This window comes from Staphylococcus pragensis (assembly GCF_004785665.1).
In the GTDB taxonomy this organism is placed as follows: Bacteria; Bacillota; Bacilli; order Staphylococcales; family Staphylococcaceae; genus Staphylococcus; species Staphylococcus pragensis.
Window position 1 is genome coordinate 271,728 of the sequence record NZ_SRPJ01000001.1, and the last position, 26,975, is coordinate 298,702.

General features: G+C 33.7%; 20 protein-coding genes. 12 read left to right on the top strand and 8 right to left on the bottom strand.

Annotation, left to right across the window (positions count from 1 at the left end; all coding sequences use genetic code 11):
- Position 1: 1 nt before the first annotated feature.
- From E2558_RS01415 to E2558_RS01435, 5 genes are all read right to left on the bottom strand, one after another.
- Positions 2–1,498, bottom strand: a complete 1,497-nt coding sequence (locus E2558_RS01415) for a Na+/H+ antiporter subunit D (protein WP_126565209.1) — start codon at positions 1,496–1,498, stop codon at positions 2–4.
- Positions 1,485–1,832, bottom strand: a complete 348-nt coding sequence (gene mnhC1, locus E2558_RS01420) for a Na+/H+ antiporter Mnh1 subunit C (protein WP_126565210.1) — start codon at positions 1,830–1,832, stop codon at positions 1,485–1,487. The genes E2558_RS01415 and mnhC1 overlap by 14 nt, the downstream gene beginning before the upstream one ends.
- Positions 1,832–2,260, bottom strand: coding sequence for a Na(+)/H(+) antiporter subunit B (locus E2558_RS01425; RefSeq protein WP_126565211.1), 429 nt, complete (start codon positions 2,258–2,260; stop codon positions 1,832–1,834). Before E2558_RS01425 ends, mnhC1 begins: the two co-directional genes overlap by 1 nt.
- Entirely contained in the window at positions 2,241–4,652 is a 2,412-nt protein-coding gene (locus E2558_RS01430) for a Na+/H+ antiporter subunit A (protein WP_126565212.1), read from the bottom strand. The genes E2558_RS01425 and E2558_RS01430 overlap by 20 nt, the downstream gene beginning before the upstream one ends.
- A gap of 133 nt (positions 4,653–4,785) precedes the next feature.
- Positions 4,786–5,166 carry a kinase-associated lipoprotein B gene (locus E2558_RS01435; protein ID WP_126565213.1) on the bottom strand — a complete coding sequence of 127 codons (381 nt, stop codon included), beginning with the start codon at positions 5,164–5,166 and terminating at the stop codon, positions 4,786–4,788.
- Positions 5,167–5,234: 68 nt separating this feature from the next.
- Here E2558_RS01435 and E2558_RS01440 point away from each other — a divergent pair, with 68 nt between their 5' ends.
- From E2558_RS01440 to E2558_RS01460, 5 genes are all read left to right on the top strand, one after another.
- Positions 5,235–5,837 (top strand): peptidylprolyl isomerase, encoded by a 603-nt coding sequence (locus E2558_RS01440; RefSeq protein WP_126565214.1) that lies wholly within the window; start codon positions 5,235–5,237, stop codon positions 5,835–5,837.
- A 316-nt stretch (positions 5,838–6,153) separates the two neighbouring features.
- Positions 6,154–6,534, top strand: a complete 381-nt coding sequence (gene ygs, locus E2558_RS01445) for a S1 domain-containing post-transcriptional regulator Ygs (protein ID WP_126565215.1) — start codon at positions 6,154–6,156, stop codon at positions 6,532–6,534.
- A gap of 254 nt (positions 6,535–6,788) precedes the next feature.
- The gene (locus tag E2558_RS01450) at positions 6,789–7,916 is read left to right on the top strand and encodes an NADH-dependent flavin oxidoreductase (RefSeq protein WP_126565216.1); all 1,128 of its coding nucleotides are present in this window, start codon (positions 6,789–6,791) and stop codon (positions 7,914–7,916) included.
- A 401-nt stretch (positions 7,917–8,317) separates the two neighbouring features.
- Positions 8,318–9,508, top strand: a complete 1,191-nt coding sequence (locus tag E2558_RS01455) for an ornithine--oxo-acid transaminase (RefSeq protein ID WP_126565217.1) — start codon at positions 8,318–8,320, stop codon at positions 9,506–9,508.
- Between the two features lie 108 nt (positions 9,509–9,616).
- Positions 9,617–10,861, top strand: a complete 1,245-nt coding sequence (locus E2558_RS01460; RefSeq protein ID WP_126565424.1) for a Glu/Leu/Phe/Val family dehydrogenase — start codon at positions 9,617–9,619, stop codon at positions 10,859–10,861.
- Between the two features lie 89 nt (positions 10,862–10,950).
- Here the strand turns inward: E2558_RS01460 and E2558_RS01465 are convergent, their stop codons facing one another.
- The 3 genes from E2558_RS01465 to E2558_RS01475 all read right to left on the bottom strand — a co-directional run bounded on the left by E2558_RS01465 (position 10,951) and on the right by E2558_RS01475 (position 14,724).
- Entirely contained in the window at positions 10,951–11,958 is a 1,008-nt protein-coding gene (locus E2558_RS01465) for a glycerophosphodiester phosphodiesterase (protein ID WP_126565218.1), read from the bottom strand.
- A gap of 188 nt (positions 11,959–12,146) precedes the next feature.
- On the bottom strand, positions 12,147–13,529 hold the full coding sequence (gene argH / locus E2558_RS01470; protein WP_126565219.1) for an argininosuccinate lyase: 1,383 nt from the start codon (positions 13,527–13,529) through the stop codon (positions 12,147–12,149).
- A complete protein-coding gene (locus E2558_RS01475; protein WP_126565220.1) occupies positions 13,522–14,724 on the bottom strand; it encodes an argininosuccinate synthase in 1,203 nt (400 codons plus the stop codon). Before E2558_RS01475 ends, argH begins: the two co-directional genes overlap by 8 nt.
- A gap of 324 nt (positions 14,725–15,048) precedes the next feature.
- Here E2558_RS01475 and E2558_RS01480 point away from each other — a divergent pair, with 324 nt between their 5' ends.
- The 7 genes from E2558_RS01480 to E2558_RS01510 all read left to right on the top strand — a co-directional run bounded on the left by E2558_RS01480 (position 15,049) and on the right by E2558_RS01510 (position 26,924).
- Positions 15,049–16,380, top strand: coding sequence for a glucose-6-phosphate isomerase (locus tag E2558_RS01480; RefSeq protein ID WP_126565221.1), 1,332 nt, complete (start codon positions 15,049–15,051; stop codon positions 16,378–16,380).
- Between the two features lie 472 nt (positions 16,381–16,852).
- On the top strand, positions 16,853–17,428 hold the full coding sequence (locus tag E2558_RS01485; protein ID WP_229716382.1) for a TVP38/TMEM64 family protein: 576 nt from the start codon (positions 16,853–16,855) through the stop codon (positions 17,426–17,428).
- A gap of 4 nt (positions 17,429–17,432) precedes the next feature.
- The gene (gene lepB / locus E2558_RS01490; protein ID WP_126565223.1) at positions 17,433–17,957 is read left to right on the top strand and encodes a signal peptidase I; all 525 of its coding nucleotides are present in this window, start codon (positions 17,433–17,435) and stop codon (positions 17,955–17,957) included.
- Between the two features lie 14 nt (positions 17,958–17,971).
- Positions 17,972–18,544 carry a signal peptidase I gene (gene lepB, locus E2558_RS01495; protein WP_126565224.1) on the top strand — a complete coding sequence of 191 codons (573 nt, stop codon included), beginning with the start codon at positions 17,972–17,974 and terminating at the stop codon, positions 18,542–18,544.
- Between the two features lie 126 nt (positions 18,545–18,670).
- Positions 18,671–22,156, top strand: a complete 3,486-nt coding sequence (gene addB / locus E2558_RS01500; RefSeq protein WP_126565225.1) for a helicase-exonuclease AddAB subunit AddB — start codon at positions 18,671–18,673, stop codon at positions 22,154–22,156.
- On the top strand, positions 22,149–25,826 hold the full coding sequence (gene addA / locus E2558_RS01505; RefSeq protein WP_126565226.1) for a helicase-exonuclease AddAB subunit AddA: 3,678 nt from the start codon (positions 22,149–22,151) through the stop codon (positions 25,824–25,826). The genes addB and addA overlap by 8 nt, the downstream gene beginning before the upstream one ends.
- A 186-nt stretch (positions 25,827–26,012) precedes the next feature.
- Positions 26,013–26,924, top strand: a complete 912-nt coding sequence (locus E2558_RS01510; protein WP_126565227.1) for a fumarylacetoacetate hydrolase family protein — start codon at positions 26,013–26,015, stop codon at positions 26,922–26,924.
- Positions 26,925–26,975: the final 51 nt, after the last annotated feature.

Sequence of the window (26,975 nt, forward strand, 5' to 3'; positions counted from 1 at the left end):
ATTATCTACCTCCTAATACACTATGAATATAAACGCTAGGATCATAGAATGATTTGGCTGCTTCTGATATTAATGGATATAAAAAGTCAGCAGATAAACCAAATAATACAGTGATAGCGACAGCTGTAATTGAAATAGTGGCCGCGTAGTTAACATTAATTTTTTGATTTACATTATAACCTTTAGGTTCTCCGAAGAAGCCTTGTAAAAATATACGTATGACAGAATAAAGTACTACTAAGCTTGATAATAATACGATAATGCCACTAACGTAGAATCCTTTGTCAAATGTTGCCTGCACAATATAATATTTGCCATAGAAACCACTTAAAGGTGGGATACCTGCTAAACTTAGCGCAGCGATAAAGAATGACCATCCAAGAACAGGATAAGCTTTAATTAAACCACCAAACTCTTTTAAATTAGTCGTCTTAGTGATTTGATACATCACACCAATTAGTAAAAATAAAGCAGTTTTAACTAACATATCGTGTAATGTGTAGTAAATTGCACCAATCATACCAGCTTGGTTCATCATTGCTACACCGACTAAGATCACACCAACTGCAATCATAATATTATAGATAATAATTTTTTTAGTATCATAATATGCGATAGCACCGACTGAACCAAAGATAATCGTTAGAAGCGCTATGAATAAAATAGTGTAGTGTGAAAAGCTGATACTGTTTTGGAAAAATAAGCTTAGTGTTCTTGCAATCGCATAGACACCTACTTTAGTTAATAGAGCACCAAAGAAAGCGATAATCGCAAACGGTGGTGCATAGTATGAACCTGGTAGCCAGATATACATTGGAAATGCACCAGCTTTTGTTGCAAACACAAATATAAATAAAATAAAGACAATACTTAAAAGACCGCTATGCGTATGATTAAGTTGGGCAAGTTTATCACTGATGTCTGCCATATTTAACGTGCCTACAATAGAATACAAAATACCTACTGCAATAACAAAAAACGTTGACGTCACGATATTAACAAGTAAATATTTTACAGTTTCACGTAACTGTATTCTTGTGCCACCTAATACAAGTAGGGCGTAAGAAGACATTAAGAATACTTCAAAGAATACGAAGAGGTTAAATATATCTCCAGTCGTAAAGGCACCAATGATACCTACTAGCATAAACATAATTGAAAAATGAAAATAATAACGTTCTCTATCAATCCCAGCTGTAGTTACTGAATAGGCAGTAATAAGGATTGTAATGATAATGCTAGTTACAATAAGCATGGCGCTAAATGAATCTAATAAAAAGATAATGCCATAAGGTGCTGGCCACGAACCTAATTCTACTTTAAGGGGGCCGTGCTTAACGACATTGACTAAGTTCATTATTGCTACAGTTAAAGTCAAAGCTAATCCAATTAATGTGACATATCGTTTAGCTTGAATACGTTCGCCTAAAAATATAAGTATGACTGCAGTGATAATAGGTACAACTAATGTTAGGACTACTAAATTATTTACCATCATCTTCAGGTACTCCTTTCATTAGTTCTACGTTATCTGTACCTAATACTTTGTACGTTCTAAAGGCTAATACTAAGAAGAACGCGGTTGTCGCAAAAGCGATAACAATAGCTGTAAGTATTAAGGCGTGAGGGATAGGATCCACATATTGAGAAATACTTTTTTCATAAATAGGCATTTCTCCATGTTTTAATCCACCCATTGTAATTAAAAATAAATTTGATGCATGTGTGATTAATGTGGTCCCCATAACAATTCGTATCAAACTTTTAGATAAAACGAGATAGACACTAATTGCTGTGAGAATACCACATACAATAATCATGATAATTTCCACTATTCGTTCTCTCCAATCGTTATAATAATTGTCATGACTGTACCAATTACTGCGCACATTACCCCAAAGTCAAAGAACATTGGCGTGTTCATATGCACAGGTTGGAGTAGGGGCAACGGAATGTTAAATTCTGTATGCGTGAAAAAGTTCTCTCCATAGAACCAACTTGCAATAGGTGTGCCTACACAAAACAATAATCCGATACCTATTAATATTTTAAAATCCCAAGGAAATACTTTGCGCATCGATTTAATATCAAACGCAATTGCAATAATTGTTAAAGCACTTGAAAGTAATAAACCGCCGACAAAGCCTCCACCTGGTGTATAGTGACCAGCGAAGAATAAACTCATGCCGAATAAAGCGATGAGAAAAGCGATAATGACAGCTGCGTATTGGAACATTAAATTATTTTTCTGTCTGTTCATCGCGTTTCACCTCACTTGCTTTATGTTTGCTGCGTAATTTAATCATAGTATAAACACCTAAACCAGCGATACCTAATACAGAAGATTCGAACAATGTATCCATACCACGGAAGTCAACAAGGATGACGTTAACCATGTTCTTACCATGTGCTAAATCATAAACATGTGCTTTGTAGTACTCACCGATTGAAGTAAAGTGGCGATTACCATATGCAATTAAACCTAATACAATAACGACTAAACCTACACCAATAGAAATAATAGCATTGGTCATTTTAAAAGAAGGTTTCTCATTATAACGATTTAAATTAGGTAAGTGATAGAAACATAATAAGAATAAACCTGTAGAAATAGATTCTACGACAAATTGAGTTAACGCTAAATCTGGTGCTTTGAAAAAGACAAATAAAACCGATACGGAATAGCCAACTACACCAAGCATGATAATACTGAATAAACGTGAAGATGCGAATACTACCATGAATGATGCCGCTATTAAAATAAGAAGAATGACAATTTCATAGATATGAATGGTATTAATGTCTTTAAAATTAAAGCTAAATGGCACGCTGAATAGCGTTACAATCGTCATTAAAATTAACATACCAAAAATAATTACTAAACTATCTCTAACGTAGCCATTTACATAACTATTTGTCATTTTCGCTGATGTTGATGGTAACCATTTTCCAGTAGAATCGTACCAATGATTAAATGTAAGTTTCGTTGGTTGAGCCTGTAATAAACGAATCCAGTAACCAAATGTAAGTAATAGTAATATCCCTACTATCCAAATAGTTAACGTTGAAATGAAGGCAGGGGTAATACCATGGAACATATGGAACTCAGCGTGCGTGTTTGACAAGTTACTGATCGCTAAGGTAGCTGGTTCAATAATAGATTGAGTTAATAGACCAGGCGCAAAACCAAAGACAATCACTAAAATAGCTAAAATACTCGGAGAAATTAACATTAGGATTGAAACTTCATGTGCCTTCTTAGGTAATGCATTCGGTTTATGCTGACCAAAAAATACATGTAAGACGAATTTAATCGAATATACAAAAGTGAAAATACTACCAACGATAGCTAAAATCGGAAAGATAATACCTAATGTATTAAGACTAAAAATGTGCGCATGAGAAACTTCAATCATGGCTTCTAAAAATTTCTCTTTAGATAAGAAACCGTTAAACGGCGGAACGCCAGCCATACTCAAGGCTGTGATGACTGAAATCGTGAATGAAATAGGCATGATTGTAAGTAAACCGCCCAATTTCTTCACATCACGTGTCCCTGTTGCGTGATCAATGGCACCAGTGACCATAAATAGTGCGCCTTTAAATGTAGCATGGTTAATTAAATGGAATACTGCAGCAGTGAATGCAGCTACGTAAAGTTGACTTTGACTACCTTCAAAATGATAGCTCACCGCTCCAATACCTAACATAGACATAATCATACCGAGTTGAGAAACGGTAGAGAAAGCCAAGATACCTTTAAGGTCTTGTTGTTTCGTTGCATTTAATGACGCCCAGAATAACGTGATAAGCCCGACTAAAGTTATGGTCCATATCCAACCTTGTGAAATGGCAAATAGTGGGGTAACACGTGCGACTAAATATAATCCAGCTTTAACCATCGTTGCTGAGTGCAAGTAGGCACTAACTGGTGTAGGTGCTTCCATAGCATCGGGTAACCAAATATAAAATGGTACTTGTGCAGATTTAGTAAATGCACCTAGCATGATTAAAATCATTGCTAAAATAAATATTGGACTATGCTGTATTTCGGACACATTTTCAAGTAAATGATGGAGGCTTAAAGAATTTCCCGCTAGAGAAATAAGGATGAAGCCACCTAGTAAACTTAATCCACCCAATACGGTGATGATAAGCGATTTCTGAGCACCGTAGATAGAGGCTTGTTTCTCTCTCCAAAATGAGATAAGTAAGAAACTTGAAAATGATGTTAACTCCCAAAATAGATATAAAATAATTAAGTTATCTGAGAGTACAACTCCCAACATTGCACCCATGAATAGTAATAAATAACAGTAGAAATTTCCAAGTTGTTCGGATTTACTGAGGTAGCCGATAGAATAAAGTACAACTAAACTACCGATACCGGTAATGAGTAAACTAAACAATAGACTTAAGCCATCTAGATATAAATCAAAGTTCATACCGATATGTGGCATCCAATTTAACGTATTTATTACTGTATTACCTGACTGAGTAGTCGATATAAGGGATAAGAAATAAATAAATAAGACAACAGGAATAGGTAATACAAACCAACCTAAATGAATCTTCTTAGAGAATCGATAAAGGATTGGAATAATGAGTGCAAATATTAACGGTAAAATGACCGCAATATGTAACAAACTCACTATGTTTTCCTCCTTTAAAAATGATTATGGCATTCATTATACATGAATCATTCCGTTCTGAAAAACGGTGAAAGCCCATGTAAACAGTGATTTCTTAGAACTTGTTAAATAAGAAGAAACACGTCAAAAATGCCTAGAAAAATTTTTGTTTATATTGAATTGAGTAGTCTTTTTTTAAGTTTTCAAGGTTATTTAAAGCTAATTTTGCAAATTCTGTATCTTGCTGTTTTAAATCATTTTCCATTTTTGTGATAGCTTGCTGAAGAGAATCTTCGTATTTCATTTCTTCAACATTAAAATCACGAAGTTGTGAACGTGTTGCATAACGTTTTTCATAATGACTTAATGCACGGCGTTCATGAAAGAAGACACCTTCGACTTTGCCGGGATTGTGTAAGTCACCTTGTTTAGGGTGCTTGATGACCTGTTCAACTTGTACAAGTACTTGGTCTTCATTCTCTTCTTTAATCGTCACGCCATAAGCGCCTGTCTTATGTGAGAATCGATATAACATGCTATATTACTCCCTTTCAAATATGTTAATATATACCTATATCATCATAACATGAATGGAGAATCTAAATGACTAACTATCCACAGTTAAATAAAGAAATACAAGATAATGAAATTAAATTAGTTATGCATACAAATAAGGGGGATATGACATTTAAATTATTCCCAGAGATCGCACCTAAAACAGTAGAGAACTTTGTAACTCATGCGAAAAATGGTTATTATGATGGAATTACTTTCCATCGTGTAATTAACGATTTCATGATTCAAGGTGGCGATCCAACTGCAACAGGTATGGGCGGAGAAAGTATCTATGGTGGTTCATTTGAAGATGAATTCTCAATGGAAGCTTTCAATTTATACGGTGCACTTTCAATGGCTAATGCAGGCCCAAATACAAATGGTTCACAATTCTTCATTGTTCAAATGAAGGAAGTACCAGAAACAATGTTAAATCAATTAGTTGATGGTGGTTGGCCAGAGCCAATTGCTAAAGCTTATGGTGAAAAAGGCGGTACACCTTGGTTAGATCAAAAACACACTGTATTTGGTCAATTAATCGAAGGTGAAACAACATTAGAAGATATCGCTAATACTAAAGTAGGCGCTCAAGATAAACCAGTTCATGATGTGGTTATCGAATCAATCGACGTTGAAGATAAAAAAGCGTAAGTAAAAAGTACGCATGAATTTTAATTTCTGATGAGAGCGGTTGACACATTGCTTTCTCTAATAGATGACTGAAGAAAATATTTTTAGAAGTAGAGCGAGTCGATCAATAGTTTGTCGGCTCGCTTTTTGAATGCTTTTTCTTAAAAATATTATATATCCATCTCTTATAAATATGTAGGTTGAGCTAAATCAAATAGTGAAGTTTAAATTTAATAAATGCTTGAAAAATAAAATTTTTATCCCTTAATAGTTAGTCCAAGTTTATATTTTATGCTATTATAAATATGTTAAGAATATCGAATAAGGGGTTATCAAGTTGAATACTCACTATAAAGTAAGTCAGCATATTAAAGTGCGTGTGACTGGCATTCAACCGTATGGCGCTTTTGTTGAGGCCCCTGACCATACTGAAGGACTAATCCACATTTCAGAAATCATGGATGATTATGTCCATAACTTAAAAAAATTTCTATCAGAAGGACAAATTGTTAAAGCGAAGATTTTATCAATTGATGATGAAGGCAAACTTAATTTGTCACTCAAAGATAATGATTACTTTAAGAATTATGAACGAAAAAAAGAAAAGCAGTCAGTATTAGATGAAATTAAAGAAACAGAAAAGTATGGGTTTCAAACACTTGAAGAACGCCTACCGGTCTGGATTAAGCAGTCTAAACGTGCGATTCGTAATAATTAATTGACTGTAAACACGCTAAGCTAACGTTATTTACTCGTAATAACGTTAGCTTTTTTATTTTATAGAGAAAAACTATATGTCTGCTTAATCAACACGAGGATGAGGTGATTGTAGTTACTTCCTTTAATGATTAAAAACAACGTCTAAGGGAATTAAATTGAAGTATATATGCATGCACATGCAAGCAAAAAACTAGAGATTCATTTTTTATCCGTGCTATAGTTTGGGCATAAATAAGGAGGAAAGGAATCGTTATGAATACTAAATATGAAAAGTTATTTGAAACTGTAACATTACCTAATGGCGTTGAATTAAGAAATCGTTTTGTGTTAGCACCTCTAACACATATTTCATCAAATGACGATGGAACAATTTCAGACGTTGAAATTCCATATATTGAAAAACGTGCTAAAGATGTAGGCTTAGCGCTTAATGCCGCAAGTAATGTGAATGATATTGGTAAAGCTTTCCCAGGACAACCATCTGTTGCGCATGATTCAGATATTGAAGGTTTAAAACGCTTAGCACAAGCGATGAAGAAAAATGGTGCAAAAGCCTTAGTACAAATTCATCATGGCGGTGCGCAAGCTCTACCAAACTTAACACCTAATGGCGATGTCGTAGCACCAAGTCCAATCTCACTTAAAAGTTTCGGTCAAGAACAAGAACATGATGCGAGAGAGATTACACCTAAAGAAATTGAACAAACAATTAAAGATTTCGGTGAAGCTACACGCCGTGTTATTGAAGCAGGATTCGATGGCGTTGAAATTCATGGTGCCAATCATTACTTAATTCATCAATTCGTTTCTCCATATTACAATAGAAGAAATGACGAATGGGGCGACCACATGAAGTTCCCTACAGCTGTTATTGATGAAGTACTCAAAGCGAAAGAACAGCATGCTAATAAAGACTTTATCGTTGGTTATCGTTTATCTCCTGAAGAAGCAGAATCTCCAGGTATTTCAATGGAATTAACTGAACAATTAATTAAGACTATTACTGAGAAAGCGATGGATTATGTGCATGTTTCAATTGGAGATATCCATTCTGAAACACGTGAAGGTAAGTATGCTGGTCAAGAACGCTTGAAATTAATCCATCAATGGGTAGATGGACGTATGCCAGTCATCGGTATTGGTTCAGTATTTACTGCAGATGATGCCTTAGATGCCATAGAATCAACAGGCGTAGAATTAGTCGCACTCGGTCGTGAAATTTTATTAGATTATAATTTTATTGAGAAAATTAAAAAAGGAAAAGAAGACGAAATTATTTCTTACTTCGATCCAGAACGTGAAGATAATCATGAACTAACACCAAATTTATGGAAACAATTTAACGAAGGGTTCTATCCATTACCTCGTAAAGATAAATAATAGATTGCTAGGACTAAATAATATGTCTTAGTATAAATTGCCATTTGCTAGTAGCTAACAAAATGGAAAAGGTGCTTATAATAATTTTTTAATTCAAATGGCGTTTTTGAAGCGAGACGATGAAATGAATTTATTTCTGTTTCGCTTCTTTTTTATCATTTTATAGTATAAAAATTTTATTATTAAAGTTATCCGAAAATTTTCATTATTTTACTTGTAAAAATACAATATAATATGTCATTATATCTGTAAGGGCTTTCATATAATGTATGCTTTCTTAATAAAGTGGACTAACTCTATTTTCATGTTCGAAAAAGGAAAAGTATACCTATGTATTAAACATGAAAGCCGCTCTCGTATGACCATTAGTTTTAATATAATTTAAGCAAAGGGGAGATATTATGACTAAGTCAGAACAAATTATTGAATTAACAAATCACTATGGAGCACATAACTACGTGCCACTACCAATCGTCGTAGCAGAAGCAGATGGCATTTGGGTAACTGATCCAGAAGGTAATAAATATATGGATATGTTATCAGCATATTCAGCTGTTAACCAAGGACATCGTCATCCTAAAATTATCCAAGCATTAAAAGATCAAGCAGATAGAGTAACTTTAGTATCACGTGCGTTCCACAGTGATAATTTAGGTGAATGGTATGAAAAGATTTGTAAATTAGCTGGCAAAGATAAAGCACTACCAATGAATACAGGCGCAGAAGCGGTTGAAACAGCATTAAAAGCAGCACGTCGTTGGGCTTATGATGTAAAAGGTATTGAACCAAATAAAGCTGAAATTATTGCCTTTAATGGTAACTTCCATGGTCGTACTATGGCGCCAGTATCTTTATCTTCTGAAGCTGAATACCAACGTGGATATGGTCCATTATTAGATGGTTTCCGCAAAGTTGATTTCGGGGATGTTGATCAATTAAAAGAAGCAATCAATGATAATACTGCAGCAATCTTAGTAGAGCCTATTCAAGGGGAAGCGGGAATTAATATTCCGCCAGAAGGTTATCTTAAAGAAATTAGAGATTTATGTGACGAACATAACATCTTATTTATTGCTGATGAAATTCAAGCTGGTTTAGGTCGTTCAGGTAAATTATTCGCAACAGATTGGGATAATGTAAAACCTGATGTTTATATCTTAGGAAAAGCACTAGGCGGCGGCGTGTTACCAATTTCAGTGGTATTAGCTGACAAAGAAGTGTTAGATGTGTTCACACCAGGTTCACATGGTTCAACATTTGGTGGTAACCCATTAGCATGTGCCGTATCTATTGCTGCATTAGATGTTATTATCGATGAAGATTTACCTGGCCGTTCAAATGAATTAGGCGAATACTTCAAATCAGAATTACAAAAAATTGAACACCCAGCGATTAAAGAAGTTCGTGGACGTGGCCTCTTTATTGGTGTTGAATTACATGAAAGTGCTAGACCTTTCTGTGAAGCGTTAAAAGAAAAAGGTTTACTATGTAAAGAAACACACGATACAGTGATTCGATTTGCGCCACCATTAGTTATTTCTAAAGAAGAATTAGATGACGCATTAGAGAGAATTAGAAGTGTTTTTGAGTAAGTTCAAAAAGTTGTAACATTCATTTTGAAAACCCTTTAAAAAGCAAAGACATGTGTTACAATATGTATGAAAGCGAAATCATTTGTTAAAAAAGAGGCGAAAGTGAACATGACTGAGAATAATAATTTAGTGACTTCTACACAAAGTATTATTAAGGAAGCATTACACAAATTGGGATTTGACGATGGTATGTACGAACTAATTAAAGAGCCATTGCGCTTCTTACAAGTTCGCATCCCAGTACGTATGGATGATGGTACAGTTAAAACATTTACAGGTTACCGTGCTCAACATAACGATGCAGTAGGTCCTACAAAAGGTGGGGTACGTTTCCACCCAGACGTAGATGAAGATGATGTAAAAGCATTATCTATGTGGATGACATTAAAATGCGGTATTGTTAATTTACCTTACGGTGGTGGTAAAGGTGGTATCGTCTGTGACCCACGTCAAATGAGTATTCATGAAGTTGAACGTTTATCACGTGGTTATGTACGTGCCATTTCTCAATTCGTAGGTCCAACAAAAGATATTCCAGCACCAGACGTATTTACTAACTCTCAAATTATGGCTTGGATGATGGATGAATACAGTGCATTAGATAAATTTAACTCTCCTGGTTTCATCACAGGTAAACCAATCGTATTAGGTGGTTCACAAGGACGTGACCGTTCAACTGCATTAGGTGTTGTAATCGCAATTGAACAAGCTGCTAAACGTAGAGGTATTGATGTTAAAGGTGCTCGCGTAGTTATCCAAGGTTTCGGTAATGCAGGTAGTTTCTTAGCTAAATTCTTATATGATATGGGAGCAAAAGTTGTAGGTATTTCGGATGCATATGGTGCATTACATGACCCAGAAGGTTTAGATATCGATTACTTATTAGATCGTCGCGATAGCTTTGGTACAGTTACAAATTTATTTGATAACACAATTTCTAACAAAGAATTATTTGAATTAGATTGTGATATCTTAGTACCAGCAGCAATTTCTAACCAAATTACTGAAGAGAATGCACATGACATTAAAGCGGATATCGTAGTTGAAGCAGCAAATGGTCCAACTACACCTGAAGCAACACGTATTTTAACTGAACGTGACATTTTATTAGTACCTGACGTATTAGCAAGTGCTGGTGGTGTAACAGTATCTTACTTCGAATGGGTACAAAATAACCAAGGTTACTATTGGACAGAAGAAGAAGTTAATGAAAAATTACGTGAAAAATTAGTAACTGCGTTCGATACAATTTATGAATTAGCTCAAAATAGAAAAATTGACATGAGATTAGCAGCTTACATCGTAGGTATTAAACGTACTGCAGAAGCAGCACGTTACCGTGGTTGGGCATAAGTTAATCACTCAATAAAAATATAGCGGTTAATGAAACTGAGTAAGGTTTCATTAACCGCTTTTTATTACATTAAAGATAATAATAAATGTTATTGTTCAGTTGATACTGCTTTATATTGATCTGCATAGTTAGTGAATACCCCGTCTACACCGTATTGGTTAAGTCGTTGCATATCAGCAACTTCATTAACTGTGAAAGGATGAATAATGAAGCCTAAATCTTTTAAATGAGCGGTATTTTGCGCAGTTAAATCACTATATTCAGGACCAATACCAATTGCGTATGAACGGATACGCTGTAAATCCGCTTCGCTTTGTTGAGGTAGTTCACTTTTATCTAATAGTCGAATTAATGGAACGCTAGGTGCTAAATGATGCATCTTTTGTAAGCTTTCTTCTGAAAATGATTGTACTAACACATGACCATTATTTAACGAATCTGGCGTTAACATATGATGACGTTTTAAAGTATCAAGAAGTTGTTCTTCCATACCAGGATAAACATCTGGTGTCTTAGTTTCGATATAATAGTTCGCGTCAGTACCATAGCGTGATAATATTTCATCTAATGTTGGCACCTTAGCATTACTATATTCAGCATTCGCATATTGAGGGTTTGCTTGATTAAACCAAGAACCAGCATCAAGTTGCTTCAACTGAGCTAAAGTATAATCTTCAACTCGGCCAGTTCCATTTGTAGTACGGTCTACCGTTTCATCATGCATAGCTACTAAATGGCCATCTTTAGTACGTTGTAAATCAATTTCAATATAAGAGGCACCTAATTGATTATGACTTTTATCGTAAGAATAAAAGGTATGTTCTGGTGCATAGCCACTCGCCCCACGATGAGCAATAGTGCTGAATCGTTCACCCGTTAAATTTGTAGTCCACTTAGGATTATCTTTGCGATAGTGCGCATTAACAGGAGCTTGTTGAGTTTGATTATCTTGGCTTACTTGGGAATTATTTGAAGATGGTGTTGAAGAGATAGGGCCTGTACCTGCACCACTTGCTTCAACTGGAGTATGTAAAACAGTAAGTCCTAAACTAGCGACAGTTAAACTTGAGATTATTGCTTTTTTTGTTGCTTTCAAAAAAATCCACCCTTTCAAATTTAATGTACAACTTAAATTTAGCAAAGCCATATTTTGAAAGGAAGTCTCTTAGCGAAAGCTTATCGTAACTCTTAAAATTTTAAAAATTACTCAATATAATTAACGTAAAATATAGAAATAACCCCCTATACATACGTGTTAGCGTATGGTAGGGGGATAGGATTAAACTATTTCTCTTTTAAAATAGTTTCAGCTACTTTTAATTGCTGACGTACAGCATCTTGGCCGGTAGACCCGTAGCTTTTTCTGCGATTAAGACAACGTTCTGGTTTTAAATAATCATAAACATCTGTATCGATAGCTTCATTTAATTCTTGATAACGCTTAAGAGGTACATCGAGTAAATAAATACCTTGTTGAATACATTCGAAGACAATTTTACCTACAATTTCATGTGCTTTTCTAAACGGCACTTGTTTCTCTACTAAATAGTCCGCAAGTTCTGTGGCATTAGAGAAATCTTGATGCACTGTTTCATTTAAACGATCGGTATTAACCGTTAATGTATTCAGCATACCTTCAAAGATACGTAGTGATCCTTTGACTGTACGTACTGAATCGAATAAACCTTCTTTATCTTCTTGAAGGTCTTTATTATAGGCAAGTGGTAACCCTTTTAATGTAACAAGCATACTCATTAAATGCCCCGTAGTACGTCCAACTTTACCTCGAATCAGTTCGGCCATATCCGGATTCTTTTTCTGAGGCATTATAGATGACCCAGTAGAAAAGGCATCGGCTAATGTAATAAATTTCGCTTCATCAGTAGACCAGAAGATAATTTCCTCTGCAAAACGTGATAAATGTACCATTGTTAATGAAATATTATGCAATGTTTCTACGATATAATCACGATCACTTACAGCATCTAAACTATTTTCATAAATATATTCAAAGCCCAGCAATTTTTGAGTTTCATGCCTATCAATAGGGTGGGTAGTTCCACTTAAAGCGGCTGCCCCTAATGGTGAAATATCAATACGCTTCATACTATCAGTGAAACGTGAATCATCGCGTTCAAGCATCCAGAAATAAGTCATGATATGATGCGCAAACGAAATAGGTTGAGCACGTTGTAAGTGTGTATAACCTGGCATAATTGTATCTACATGAGATTGCGCAAGTGTTAATATTGATGACTGGAATGAACGAATAAGTGCTTGGATTTCTTGAACTTCTTTTTTAACGTATAAGTGCAAGTCAGTAGCTACTTGGTCATTTCTACTGCGGCCCGTATGCAATCTGCCACCAGCGTCACCAATTCTTTGAATCAATTCATGCTCAATATTTAAATGTATATCTTCAAGAGACTTTTTAAAGTCTAGTTTATTGTGATGGAAGTCATGTTGAATGTCTTTTAGACCCGTAATAATCGCTTCTTTATCTTCATTAGAAATAATATGTTGATTGGCTAACATTGTTGCATGAGCAATACTACCTTGTATATCTTCATCTAATAGTGCTTGGTCAAAGTCTATTGAAGCGTTGAATTCATCAACCCATTCTTCAGGTTGCTGTTGAAAACGTCCGCCCCACGCTTTATTACTCATTACTATAACCTCCATGTAAGTAAGCATTCACTTGAGTAGGTAATCCATAAATATCAATAAATCCTACCGCTGCAGATTGATTAAAGGCATCTTCTTTTGTATATGTTGCTAGTTTTTCATCATATAACGTATATGGAGATTTTCTTCCATTAACAATCGCATTACCTTTGAATAATTTCACTCTTACGTCACCTTCAACGTATTTTTGAGTGCTATCAATAAATAATTTTAAACTATCAGTTAAAGGTGAGAACCATAGTCCATTGTACGTTTGTTCTGCAAATTGTTTTTCAATAACAGGTTTGAAGTGAGCGACATCTTTAGTTAAGGTAAGTGTTTCAAGTGCTTTATGCGCTTTTAAAATCACTTCAGCACCTGGAGTTTCGTATACTTCACGAGATTTAATACCTACTAAACGATTTTCAACATGGTCAATACGTCCAATACCGTGTTTGCCAGCAAGTTCATTTAATTTAAGAATTAACTGATCTAAGTCATAGTCTTGATGGTTAAGTTGCACTGGAATACCATTTTTAAATGAAAGAATGATTTCTTCAGGTGTATCAGGTGTATCTTCTAATTCAGCTGTTAAGTCATAAGCGTCTTTAGGAGGCGCTGCATATGGGTCCTCTAAAATGCCACATTCATTGGCACGGCCCCATAAGTTTTGGTCGATTGAATAAGGAGAATCATGATTAATGCTCACTGGAATACCATGTTTAATTGCATAATCGATTTCTTCTTCACGGCTCCAGCCCCATTCTCTTACTGGCGCAAATGATTTAAGATTTGGATTTAACGCCTTAATTGCTACTTCAAAACGCACTTGGTCATTTCCTTTACCTGTACAACCGTGCGCAATACCAATTGATTGCGTTTGTTCAGCAATTTCAACTAATTTCTTAGCAATAAGTGGACGAGATAATGCAGAAACAAGTGGATAACTGTTTTCATACATTAAGTTTCCTTTAATCGCATAACTTACAAAGTCATCACTAAATTCTTTAGTTGCATCAATAATATGACATTCAACAGCACCCATATCTAAAGCTTTTGAATGTACTAAATCTAAATCTTTACCTTCACCAACATCTAAACAAACAGCTACTACGTCATACCCTTTATCTATTAGCCATTTCACTGCCACACTTGTATCTAAACCACCTGAATATGCTAATACAATTTTATCTTTCATATACTCACCTCATAATTTTTCTGAAAATTAATATAACTTTATACTAACAGAATCATAATGAAAATAAAACCATTTTTTTACATAATTATACATAAAAGTGGAATGAGTATAGAATTTTAAGTATGTTTAAAGCTTTTAAATAAAGTGTTTTTGAGTTATTTTTAAAATGATAATTAATGAAAAATATTCATTTTATTTTTAGCGAAAAGTGACTAAAAATTGACCAATATAACAGATATTTTTGAATTGACAGATTTGTTAATTGAATAGAGAACTTAAAGTTAGTAGAATTAAATTAATAAGGAAATCAGGAGGCTTTTTTAAATGACTCATATTCAATTAGACTATGGTAAAACTTTAGAATTTTTCGGACAACACGAATTAGATCAACAAAAAGATATCGTTAAAACGATTCATAAAACGATCCATGAAGGAACTGGCGCTGGGAGCGATTTCTTAGGATGGGTAAATTTACCTGAAGATTATGATAAGGAAGAATTTTCAAGAATCGTAGAAGCTGCTAAACGTATTAAATCAAATTCAGATGTATTAGTAGTGATTGGTATTGGTGGTTCATATTTAGGTGCACGTGCGGCAATTGAAATGTTAACTCCAGCTTTCCGCAATGATACGGAATTCCCAGAAATTGTCTTTGTAGGTAATCACTTATCTTCAAGTTATACACAAGAATTGGTAGACTATTTAGCTAATAAAGACTTCTCGGTTAATGTTATTTCTAAATCTGGTACTACAACTGAACCGGCTGTAGCTTTTAGATTATTTAAAAAGTTAGTCGAAGATAAATATGGTAAAGAAGAAGCGAAACAACGTATCTTCGCTACAACTGACAAAGTGAAAGGTGCTTTAAAACAATTAGCAGATAATGAAGGATACGAAACATTTGTGGTACCTGATGACGTAGGTGGTCGTTATTCTGTATTAACAGCAGTAGGTTTATTACCAATCGCAGCAGCTGGTATCAATATCGAATCAATTATGATTGGTGCTAATAAAGCACGTAAAGAATTATCATCTGATAATTTAGATGAAAATATTGCTTATCAATATGCGACTATCCGTAACATTCTTTATAGCAAAGGCTATACTACTGAAATGTTAATTAACTATGAGCCTTCTATGCAATATTTCAATGAATGGTGGAAACAATTATACGGTGAATCTGAAGGTAAAGATTTCAAAGGTATCTATCCATCAAGTGCCAATTACACAACTGACTTACACTCTTTAGGTCAATACGTACAAGAAGGTCGTCGTTTCTTATTTGAAACAGTTGTAAAAGTGAACCATCCTAAACACGACATTACTATTGAAGAAGATAGTGATGATTTAGATGGTTTAAATTACTTAGCTGGTAAAACAATTGATGAAGTGAATACTAAAGCGTTTGAAGGTACTCTATTAGCACATACTGACGGAGGCGTTCCAAATGTAGTAGTTAATATTCCTCAATTAGATGAAGAAACATTTGGTTACGTGGTATACTTCTTCGAATTAGCTTGCGCAATGAGTGGTTACCAATTAGGCGTTAATCCATTTAACCAACCAGGTGTAGAAGCATATAAACAAAACATGTTTGCTTTACTTGGTAAACCTGGATATGAAGATAAGAAAAAAGAATTAGAAGAACGTTTATAGTAGTTAAGAGAAATTCAATTTTATATTTATCATAAGATGAAAGAGGCTGGGACAAAATTAAATGTCTCAGCCTACTTTAATATTTTGGCAGTAGCTGACTGATTAGAAAATGTGCTTAAATCAAGCTTTTTCAAACCTAGTCATCCTTGCTAGAAAAGCAAGCCCCAACATAGAGACTTTCGAAAAGTAAATCTATAGCTAACGCTAGTTAGAAAGCGAGCCCTAGCACAAAGAATTTCAATAAGAAATTCCACAAACAAAGCAAGCTGGGAATCGGCGAAATGATTTTAATTTCTGTCTCGCTCCTTTTTCTTTTCTATACTATTAAATTTAAAACTAAGGGATGAGTTGAGGCTACTACCTGTGACTGATTTGTTATGATAAATGTAGATTTCTAATATAATATGTGTAAAATATTTCATGTATAATAGCGTTAAAGAGTGCTATTAACTTTAAGGAAGGATTCGATGCGATAGTGTTCCATCAAATTGAGCAATGGTTTAACGTATTACAGGAATTAGGTTATTTCGCAGGGTTTATCATACTCTATTTGAGAGCTATTGTACCTGTACTTCCGCTAACATTATACGTTATTATGAATGTTCATGCGTACGGTTTTTTTATAGGAACGGTAATTAGCTGGTTAGGTATTGTTTCAGGTACCTATACTGTATTTTATATTTGTAGAAAATTTGTTAATGCTCGTTTTATGCAAAAGATTAGAAAAAGAAAATCAGTAGAGAAATTAATTCATTTTATTGATAGACAAGGTATTGTTCCTATTTTTATTTTAATGTGTTTTCCGTTCACGCCGAATACGCTTGTCAATTTTGTAGCAAGCTTATCTCATATTAAAGCAAAATATTATTTTTTGATATTACTAGTTTCTAAGTTAATATCTATTACTTTTTTAGCTGTGATGGGAAAAGAAGTTACAACATTTTTAACTCATCCAATACGTGCGATTGCTCTAATATTAGTCACAGTGGCACTGTGGTTTATTGGGAAAAGAGTAGAAAAACATTTTATGGGTGCTGACGAGGAGTGACGATGTGCGAAAGATAATGACATGGATTGTGCCTTTAATATGCGCCATTATATTTGTAGTGTTTATTCAAACCTTTATTGTTAGAGGCGCGGTAGTAACTAGTGATGAAATGGCACCGACACTTAATAAAAACGATCGTCTCATCGTTAATAAAATCAAAGTGTTATTTAATTTATTAGATGATGGTGATATCATTATGTATCGTCATAATCATCAACTTCATTTTAGTCGTATTATCGGAAAAGCCGGTGAATCAATCGAAGTAAGAGATGGTAAATTATATCGTGACGATAGACAAGTGAATAAAAATTATGCTAAAAATAGAGATATTAATAATTTAGCATTACGCGATTTAAATAATTCTAATGGAGATATCATTCCACCAAATTCGTATTTTGTATTAAACGATAATGGTGATAATAAAAGCGATTCAAGAACTTATGGCTTAATCAAGGACAAAGATATTGTTGGCGATGTAAGTTTAAAATATTATCCATTTAAAGAATTTACCTATCAGTTTAACAAGTAGATGAGGTGTTATATTTGAAAAAAGAAATAATTGAATGGATTGTCGCTATAGCGGTAGGTCTATTACTTGTATGGGTAATGGTTAACTTTGTCGCTAAATCATATACCATTAAAGGCGACTCAATGGATCCAACATTAAAGGATGGTCAACACGTAATGGTAAATATTCTTGGATATAAAGTTGGAGACGTAAAAAAAGGGAATGTCATTGTTTTTCATGCTAATAAAAAAGATGATTACGTAAAACGTGTGATTGGTGTTCCTGGAGATAACGTTACATATAAAAATGACAAACTTTATATCAATGGGAAAAAGGTAGATGAACCTTATTTAGATTATAATGAGAAACGTAAACAAGGAGAATACATTACAGGATCATTTGAAACAAAAGATTTAACCAATGCCAATCCAAATTCTAATGTTATTCCTAAAGATAAATATTTAGTACTTGGAGATAATCGAGAAGTAAGTAAAGATAGTCGTGCATTTGGTTTAATAGACAAAGAACAAATTGTCGGTAAGGTTTCATTCAGATTTTGGCCATTAGACGACTTTAAATTTAATTTTAATCCAGATAATAATAAGTAAATTGTGAGTGGGGCAGAATTCAGTACATTGAATTCTGTCCCACTTTATAATTTCTATGAAGAAATTATAAATCACTTTAGGGAACGTATGTTCTATGTTAAAATAACATTAAAGGAGTGGGGAGTAATGGAATTAAATGCTTATCTTGGTAGAGCAGGCACTGGTAAATCACATCAAATGATTAGTAATATAAAAAGTCAAATGAAGCAAGATCCACTAGGTGATCCAATTATTTTAATCGCACCTACACAAAGTACGTTTCAATTAGAGCAATCATTTGTGAATGATAAAGAATTAAATGGAAGTTTAAGAACCGAAGTTTTACACTTTGAACGATTGAGTTATAGAATTTTTCAAGAAGTTGGGGGCCTAACGGAAGAACGCTTAACTCAAGCTGGAACAGAGATGATGATTTATAACCTTGTTCAACAACATAAATCAGAGCTTAAACTATACAAATCACAAGTGAATTATTATGGATTTAGTGAAAAATTGAGTGAACAAATCCAAGACTTTAAAAAATATTCAGTTACCCCTGAACATTTGGATTTATTCCTTCAAGAGAATGAACTTCAAACAAGAACGCGTCACAAATTAGAAGATATTGCGCTTATATATCATTATTTTGAGGAACGTTTACAAGGAGAATTTATTACCGCTGAAGATAGTTTGAATCAGTTTATTCAAATTATGCCTCAATCTGAGTGGCTTAAACGCGCAGAAATATATATAGATGGTTTCTATAACTTCTCGACACTTGAATACCAAATTATTAAGGCCTTGGTACAGAATGCTAAAAAGGTGACAGTCCTTCTTACAACTGATGGCAAAGAAGATCCATTTAGCTTATTTAGAAAGCCATCCGAAGTTTTAACGCATTTAAAAGAAATTGCCAATGATTTACATATTGAATTAAATGAAGTTTACTTCAAGAAACCATATCGCTTTAACAATCACGACTTACTTCAAATTGAACAACAATTTGATGCTTTACAAATAAATCCAACTGCACACCAAGGTCATATCAACATTTTAGAATCTTCTAGTATGCGTGAAGAGGTCAATGAGATAGCGCGACAAATTATTAAAGATACACGTGATAAACAGTTTAGATATCAAGATATTGCTATTTTATATCGTGATGAAGCCTATGCGTATTTATTTGATTCCGTATTACCTCAGTACGACATTCCATTTAATATTGATGTGAAGAAATCAATGACATACCATCCAATTATGGAAATGGTGCGCTCATTGCTTGAAGTCATTCAAACCAATTGGAATATAAGTCCGATGATGCGTTTATTTAAGACGAATATTCTTTCTAATCATTTTAAAAATAGTGATTATTTAATTGATTTACTGGAAAATTTTGTTGTTGAACGCGGCATCTATGGCAAACGTTGGTTAGATGAAAAGTTATTTAGTATTGATAATTTCACCAAAATGGGCCGAAAAGAACACAAGCTAACTGAAGAAGAACGAGCAACATTTGAACAAGTGGTGCAATTGAAAAATGATATGATTGATAAAATATTGAGCTTCGAAAAAGCGATGAACAGTGTTAATCATGTTAAAGGGTTTGCGACCGCTTTCTATGAAACAATGGAATCATTTGATATACCAAAGTATTTAATGGCGCATCGAGATCAATTAGATGTAGATGGTTACCACGAAGCAGCTGAAGAAATCGATCAAATTTGGAATGGTTTAATTCATATTTTAGATGACTTAGTCATGGTCTTTGATGAGGAAGAAATGACATTAAATCGATTTTTAGAAGTATTCGACATTGGCTTAGAGCAGTTGGAGTTTTTAATGATTCCTCAAACCTTAGACCAAGTGAGTATTGGTACGATGGATTTAGCTAAAGTTGATAATAAAAAACACATTTATATGGTAGGAATGAATGATGGTGCCATGCCTCAACCGATTTCTTCATCTAGTTTAATTACAGACGAGGAGAAGAAAGTTTTTGAGCAACAAACACGTGTGGAATTGAGTCCTACTTCTGATATTTTACAAATGGATGAAGCCTTTGTTTGTTATATTGCTATGACACGTGCCTGTGAACAAGTGACCTTTTCATATAGTTTAATGGGCGTGCAAGGAGACGAAAAAGAAAAAAGTCCATTCTTAAATCAAATTCAAGCATTATTTAATGGTCTTGAAGTCACTAACATTCACTATAAACATAATGCGCATCCATTAGAGCTTATGGAACATCCACATCAAACTAAAATCACGTTATTTGAATCGCTCAAAGCATGGCTAGAAAATGAAATGGTTGCTGATGTATGGTTAGATGCGTATCAAGTTATGCGTGATAATGACGATTTAAATGAAGGACTAAATTATTTATTAACTGCATTAACTTATGATAATAAAACAGTACAGTTAGATGAAGTATTAGCGACTTCATTATACGGTAAGGCTATTAATGCTAGTGTGTCTCGGTTTGAAGGGTATAATGATTGTCCTTTCCAACACTATGCCAATTATGGCTTACGTCTAAATGAACGTACGAAATATAAATTAGAAACATTTGATTTAGGTAACATTTTCCATACCGCTTTAAAATATATTTCGGATAAAATTAATGGTGATTTTAAGCATCTTGATAATCAAAGAATTCATGCATTAACGCTTGAAGCTTTAGAAAATGTGTTACCAAACATTCAGTTCAATCTAATGGATTCTAATGCATACTATCGTTATGTCTCTAAACGTATCGGCGTGATTGTAGAAAGTACATTAAAAGCTTTACGTTATCAGAACGAGCATACGAAATTTAGACCACAACGTTTTGAAACGGGATTCAGAAAAACACCCCGTGATGAAGAAGAATTAATAGCTCAACCTTTAATTACAAAACAAGGTATTCCAGTGAATATTCGTGGACAAATCGACCGTATTGATACTTATACGACAAATAACAAAAGTTTCATCAATATTATAGACTACAAATCTTCCAATTATAGCGCTAACCTTGATTTGAAAAAAGTTTACTATGGTAAACAAATGCAAATGATGACTTATATGGATATTGCCTTACAAAATGCGAAACGTTTAGGTTTAAGTGAAGAAGTTAAGCCAGGCGGATTGCTATACTTCCATGTCCATGATGAACGTCTTAAGTTCAAAGATTGGGGAGAAATGGCTGAAGATGCTCTGAAAGAAGAAGCGTTGGATAAAGCGTTCCTTCAAGAATATAAATTACGAGGTTTAGTTAACAGTGATGTAGATGTGGTAGATGCTATGGATATTCGCTTAGACACGACACCTAAATCTGATATAGTACCGATTACATTAAAAAAAGACGGTGGCCTTAGCAAAGCAAGCAGTGTAGCAGATGAAAACACGATTCATAAATTCATCAAACATAATAAAGATAACTTTATTGAGACTGCTTCAAATATAATGGATGGTCACACAGAGGTGGCGCCATTAAAATTTGATAATCAATTGCCATGTCAATTTTGTAGTTTTCAATCAGTTTGTCATGTCGATAGCATTATAGATAGTAAGCATTATCGTCATGTTGATGAATCTATTGATCCTATACAAGCGATTCAAGAAGTGGAGTTAGAAAGTGGGGATAACGATGAATAATATACCTGATAAGCCACAAGATGCCCAGTGGACAGATGCACAATGGGAAAGTATTTATGCTAGCGAGCGAGATATTTTAGTAGCAGCCGCTGCCGGTTCAGGTAAAACAGCAGTTTTAGTTGAACGTATTATTCAAAAGATTCTTAGAGATGGAATAGACGTTGATAAATTACTTGTCGTTACTTTTACTAATTTAAGTGCAAGAGAGATGAAACATAGAGTTGAACAACGTATTCAACAAGCCTCTTTACAAGAACCTGATAATGAACATCTTAAAAACCAACGCATTAAAATTCATCAAGCCCAAATTTCAACACTGCATAGTTTTTGTCTGAAGATTATTCAACAACATTATGATGTTATCGATTTGGACCCTAACTTTAGAACAATTAGTGATGTTGAGAATATTTTATTATTGGAACAATCTATTGATGAAGTGTTAGAAAAACATTATGAAGATCCAGATATAGCATTTCTTACGTTAGTAGAACAATTATCTAATGACCGTAATGATGACCAATTTAGAGATATATTAAAACGATTTTATAATTTCAGTATCGCAAATCCTTCGCCCTTTGCATGGTTAGATTCTTTAACAGATTTGTATGACAATGAAGCCTTGCAACAGGAGTATATTGCAGAACTTAATAGATTAGCATTAATTTATATTAAAGCTGCCTATGACTCATTATTAGAAGCGGATAATAATTTTTCTAATGGTATTGGAACAGAAAAACATCTTGATGTGATGAAGTTAGAAAAAGCAAAATGCGCCAAAATGATGGAAGGTAGTGTAGTTAATCGTGAAATGATCATCAACTATACTCCAGAGAAGTTACCTCAAATTTCTAAAAAACTTAAAACTGATAACGAAGATGAAGGTATTGATCCTCAAACTTTAGTGGATGCTAAAGGATTTTATGATGAATATAAAAAAATAATCAATAAAGTTAAAAACGAATATTTAATGCGTTCTGTTGAAGAATTAAAAACAGATATGAATAAGCTAGGACCTCGTATCCATTATTTAATTCAAATAGTCAAAGATATTATTAATGATTTCGCTGAGAAGAAACGAAGTCGAAATGTTTTAGACTTTGCCGATTATGAACACTTCGCATTGCAAATATTAACTGATGAACAAGGGAACCCATCAAATGTTGCTAGAGATTATCGTCAACAATTTGAGGAAATCTTAATTGATGAATATCAGGATACGAACCAAGTTCAAGAAGCGATTATTTCAACTATTAAACGTGGTGACGAATCGAACGGTAATTTATTTATGGTTGGAGATGTTAAACAATCTATTTATAAATTTAGACAGGCCGATCCTACGTTGTTTATGAATAAATATAATCGTTTTGACAAAACTGGAAATCAAACAGGTTTACGTATCGATTTATCAAAGAATTTCCGCTCTCGTAAAGAAGTCTTATCAACAACGAACTACTTATTCGATCATATGATGGATGAAGAAGTAGGCGAAATTAATTATGATGCTGATGCAAGATTATATTTTGGCGCTACAAAGTATTCGGATAAATCAATGCCACTTGAATTACATGCGCTTATTCAATCTAGTAGTGAAGATAATGATTTAGAGAAGTCAGAACAAGAAGCGCAATACATTGTCAAACAAGTGGAGGATATTATTAAGAATAAGCTTGTCTATGACATAAAAACGGAGTCATATCGCCAAGCTACATTCAAAGATATTGTCATTCTAGAACGTGGATTAAGTAATGCACGTAATCTACAACAAGCGTTTAAAGATCACAATATTCCATTTCATGTAAAAAGCAAAGAAGGCTATTTTGAACAGACAGAAGTGCGTCTCGTTCTATCATTTTTAAGAACAGTTGATAATCCACTACAAGATATCTATCTAGTAGGATTAATGCGTTCAGTCATCTATCAATTTACTGAAGATGAGCTAGCGCAAATTCGAGTGGTAAGCGCTCATGATGATTATTTCTATCAATCCATCATACATTATCTTCAAGACGACAATGCGCAACCAGCATTGAAAGAGAAATTACAATATTTCTTAGATGATTTATCACAATATCAAGACTATAGCCAAGAACATCCTGTATATCAACTCATCGATAAATTTTATAACGATCATTATGTTATCCAATACTTTAGTGGATTAGTAGGTGGAAAAGGCCGACGCGCCAACCTATATGGCTTATTTAATAAAGCGATTGAATTTGAAAACTCAAGTTTCAGAGGATTATATCAATTTATTCGATTTATTGACGAACTCATTGAGCGTAATAAAGACTTTGGTGAAGAAAATGTAATAGGACCTAATGATAACGTTGTCAGAATGATGACAGTGCATAGTAGTAAAGGCTTAGAATTCCCATTTGTTATCTATTCAGGTTTATCTAAACAATTTAACAAAGGTGATATAAGACAGCCGTTAGTACTTAACCAAAAGTTTGGTTTAGGTATGGAATATTATGATTTAGAAGAAAATATAGCGTTCCCTTCTTTATCTTCAGTAGTGATTAAATCTATGATTGAGAAAGAATTAATTTCTGAAGAAATGCGTTTAATTTATGTCGCATTAACAAGAGCTAAAGAGCAATTAATATTGATTGGAACTGTTGATAAAGAAGAAACATTAGCTAAATTTGAACGTCTACCAATTTCTAAAAATCATATTGCACTACATGAACGTTTGTCGGCAAATAGACCGTTCGATTTGATTTATGGTATTTTGGCGAAGCACCAATCAACTTCATTAGTACCAGAATTACAATTTGAAACTTCTATTGATAATTTAGAAGAAAGTTTATATCCTTCAGTAGATATTAAAACGGTTTATTTTGATGATCTTACTTTTGAGAATGAAGCTCAAAAAAATGAACATAGAACGGTAGAGGATATTGAGACAAGTGGTTCTAATGATGATGGTTTAAAACAGCAAATTAATGAACAACTATCATTTAAATATCCTTATATTAAGGACACTAAGAAGCCGTCGAAACAATCCGTTTCTGAATTGAAACGCCAACTTGAAACAGAAGAAAGTGGTACAAGTTACGAAAGAGTAAGACAATATCGTATTGGTGTAGCAACTTATGAACGCCCTCATTTCTTAAGACAGAATAAAAAGCGTAAAGCGAATGAAATAGGTACGTTAATGCATACAGTCATGCAACATCTACCGTTTAGAGAAGAACGTTTAACAGAAACTGAATTAAATGATTATATTGATCGTTTAATAGAGAAACATATTATTGAAGCAGATGCGAAACAAGACATTCAATATGAAGAGATTATGAGGTTTGTAAGAAGTAAGTTGTACATGAAGATTGCTCAAGCCGATAAAGTATTTAGAGAGTTACCTTTTGTAGTGAACCAAGCTAAAGTAGACGAAATGCCAGAGGAAGATGAAGACGTATCTATTATTCAAGGTATGATTGACTTAATTTATTTAAAAGATGGTCAATATTATTTCGTGGATTATAAAACAGATGCGTTCAACAAACGTAGAGGAATGACAGAAGAAGAAATAGGTCATCAACTACGCGAAAAATATAAAATCCAAATGAAATATTATCAAAATACTCTAGAAACGATACTTGGCGCGAAGGTTTCAGGTTCACTTTATTTCTTCCAATATGAAGAAATTAGCGTAGATGAACATGAATAAAAACTTAAATACTATGTGGTTTTATGAGATTTTAAATTTATATCTAAATGGTTCAATTTGTTTAAGTTACTTTTAAAACTGAATTAAATATGCTAAATTTCTAAAATTTCAGACAGATATATTTGTGATTTAATTATGTTTAAAGTTATAATATGAACTAAGATATAGATGAGGAGTTGATAATGAATGAAATTCTTATCATTCAAGTATAACGACGCTGAATCATATGGCGTTAAAGTTAAGCGTGAAGACGCAGTTTGGGATTTAAAACAAGTTTTCGCAGAGTTCGGTGAAGGTGATTTCCATCCGAAAACATTGTTAGAAGGTTTACAACAAAACCAAACGTTAGATTTCCAAGAGCAAGTACGTAAAGCTGTTGTTGCTGCTGAGGAAAGTGGTAAAGCAGACGATTATAAAATTGCGTTTAACGATATTGAATTCTTACCTCCAGTTACGCCTCCAAATAATGTGATTGCTTTTGGACGTAACTATAAAGATCATGCAAGTGAATTAAATCATGAAGTAGAGCGCTTATATGTATTTACGAAAGCCGCTTCATCATTAACTGGTGACGAAGCAACAATTCCAAATCATAAAGATATCACAGACCAATTAGACTACGAAGGAGAACTTGGTATTGTTATTGGTAAAGCCGGAGAGAAAATTCCAAAAGCTTTAGCATTAGATTATATTTACGGTTATACAATCATTAATGACATTACTGACCGTACTGCACAACAAGCGCAAGACCAAGCATTCTTATCTAAAAGTTTAACTGGTGGTTGCCCAATGGGACCTTACATCGTAACTAAAGATGAACTTCCAACACCAGAGAATGTTAATATCGTTACTAAAGTTAACAATGAAATTCGTCAAGATGGTAATACAAGCCAAATGATTAATAAAATTGATGATTTAATTGAAGAAATTTCTAAATATGTTGCTTTACATCCAGGAGATATTATTGCTACTGGTACGCCAGCTGGTGTAGGGGCAGGTTTACAGCCACCTCAATTCTTACAACCTGGAGATGAAGTTAAAGTTACAATCGATAACATTGGTACTTTAACAACTTATATTGCTAAAGATAGCGAATAATTTATTGTACTATATTCTATGAAAGGTCGCCGTTATGGTGGCCTTTTTTAG

What these genes read in the sequence shown, in the direction of transcription:
- E2558_RS01425 (WP_126565211.1), bottom strand. Translation starts at nt 2,260, where the DNA reads ATGAACAGACAGAAAAATAATTTAATGTTCCAATACGCAGCTGTCATT.
- E2558_RS01415 (WP_126565209.1), bottom strand. Translation starts at nt 1,498, where the DNA reads ATGATGGTAAATAATTTAGTAGTCCTAACATTAGTTGTACCTATTATC.
- E2558_RS01455 (WP_126565217.1), top strand. Translation starts at nt 8,318, where the DNA reads ATGACTAAGTCAGAACAAATTATTGAATTAACAAATCACTATGGAGCA.
- E2558_RS01440 (WP_126565214.1), top strand. Translation starts at nt 5,235, where the DNA reads ATGACTAACTATCCACAGTTAAATAAAGAAATACAAGATAATGAAATT.
- argH (WP_126565219.1), bottom strand. Translation starts at nt 13,529, where the DNA reads ATGAGTAATAAAGCGTGGGGCGGACGTTTTCAACAGCAACCTGAAGAA.
- addA (WP_126565226.1), top strand. Translation starts at nt 22,149, where the DNA reads ATGAATAATATACCTGATAAGCCACAAGATGCCCAGTGGACAGATGCA.
- E2558_RS01510 (WP_126565227.1), top strand. Translation starts at nt 26,013, where the DNA reads ATGAAATTCTTATCATTCAAGTATAACGACGCTGAATCATATGGCGTT.
- addB (WP_126565225.1), top strand. Translation starts at nt 18,671, where the DNA reads ATGGAATTAAATGCTTATCTTGGTAGAGCAGGCACTGGTAAATCACAT.
- E2558_RS01460 (WP_126565424.1), top strand. Translation starts at nt 9,617, where the DNA reads ATGACTGAGAATAATAATTTAGTGACTTCTACACAAAGTATTATTAAG.
- E2558_RS01475 (WP_126565220.1), bottom strand. Translation starts at nt 14,724, where the DNA reads ATGAAAGATAAAATTGTATTAGCATATTCAGGTGGTTTAGATACAAGT.
- E2558_RS01480 (WP_126565221.1), top strand. Translation starts at nt 15,049, where the DNA reads ATGACTCATATTCAATTAGACTATGGTAAAACTTTAGAATTTTTCGGA.
- E2558_RS01450 (WP_126565216.1), top strand. Translation starts at nt 6,789, where the DNA reads ATGAATACTAAATATGAAAAGTTATTTGAAACTGTAACATTACCTAAT.
- E2558_RS01435 (WP_126565213.1), bottom strand. Translation starts at nt 5,166, where the DNA reads ATGTTATATCGATTCTCACATAAGACAGGCGCTTATGGCGTGACGATT.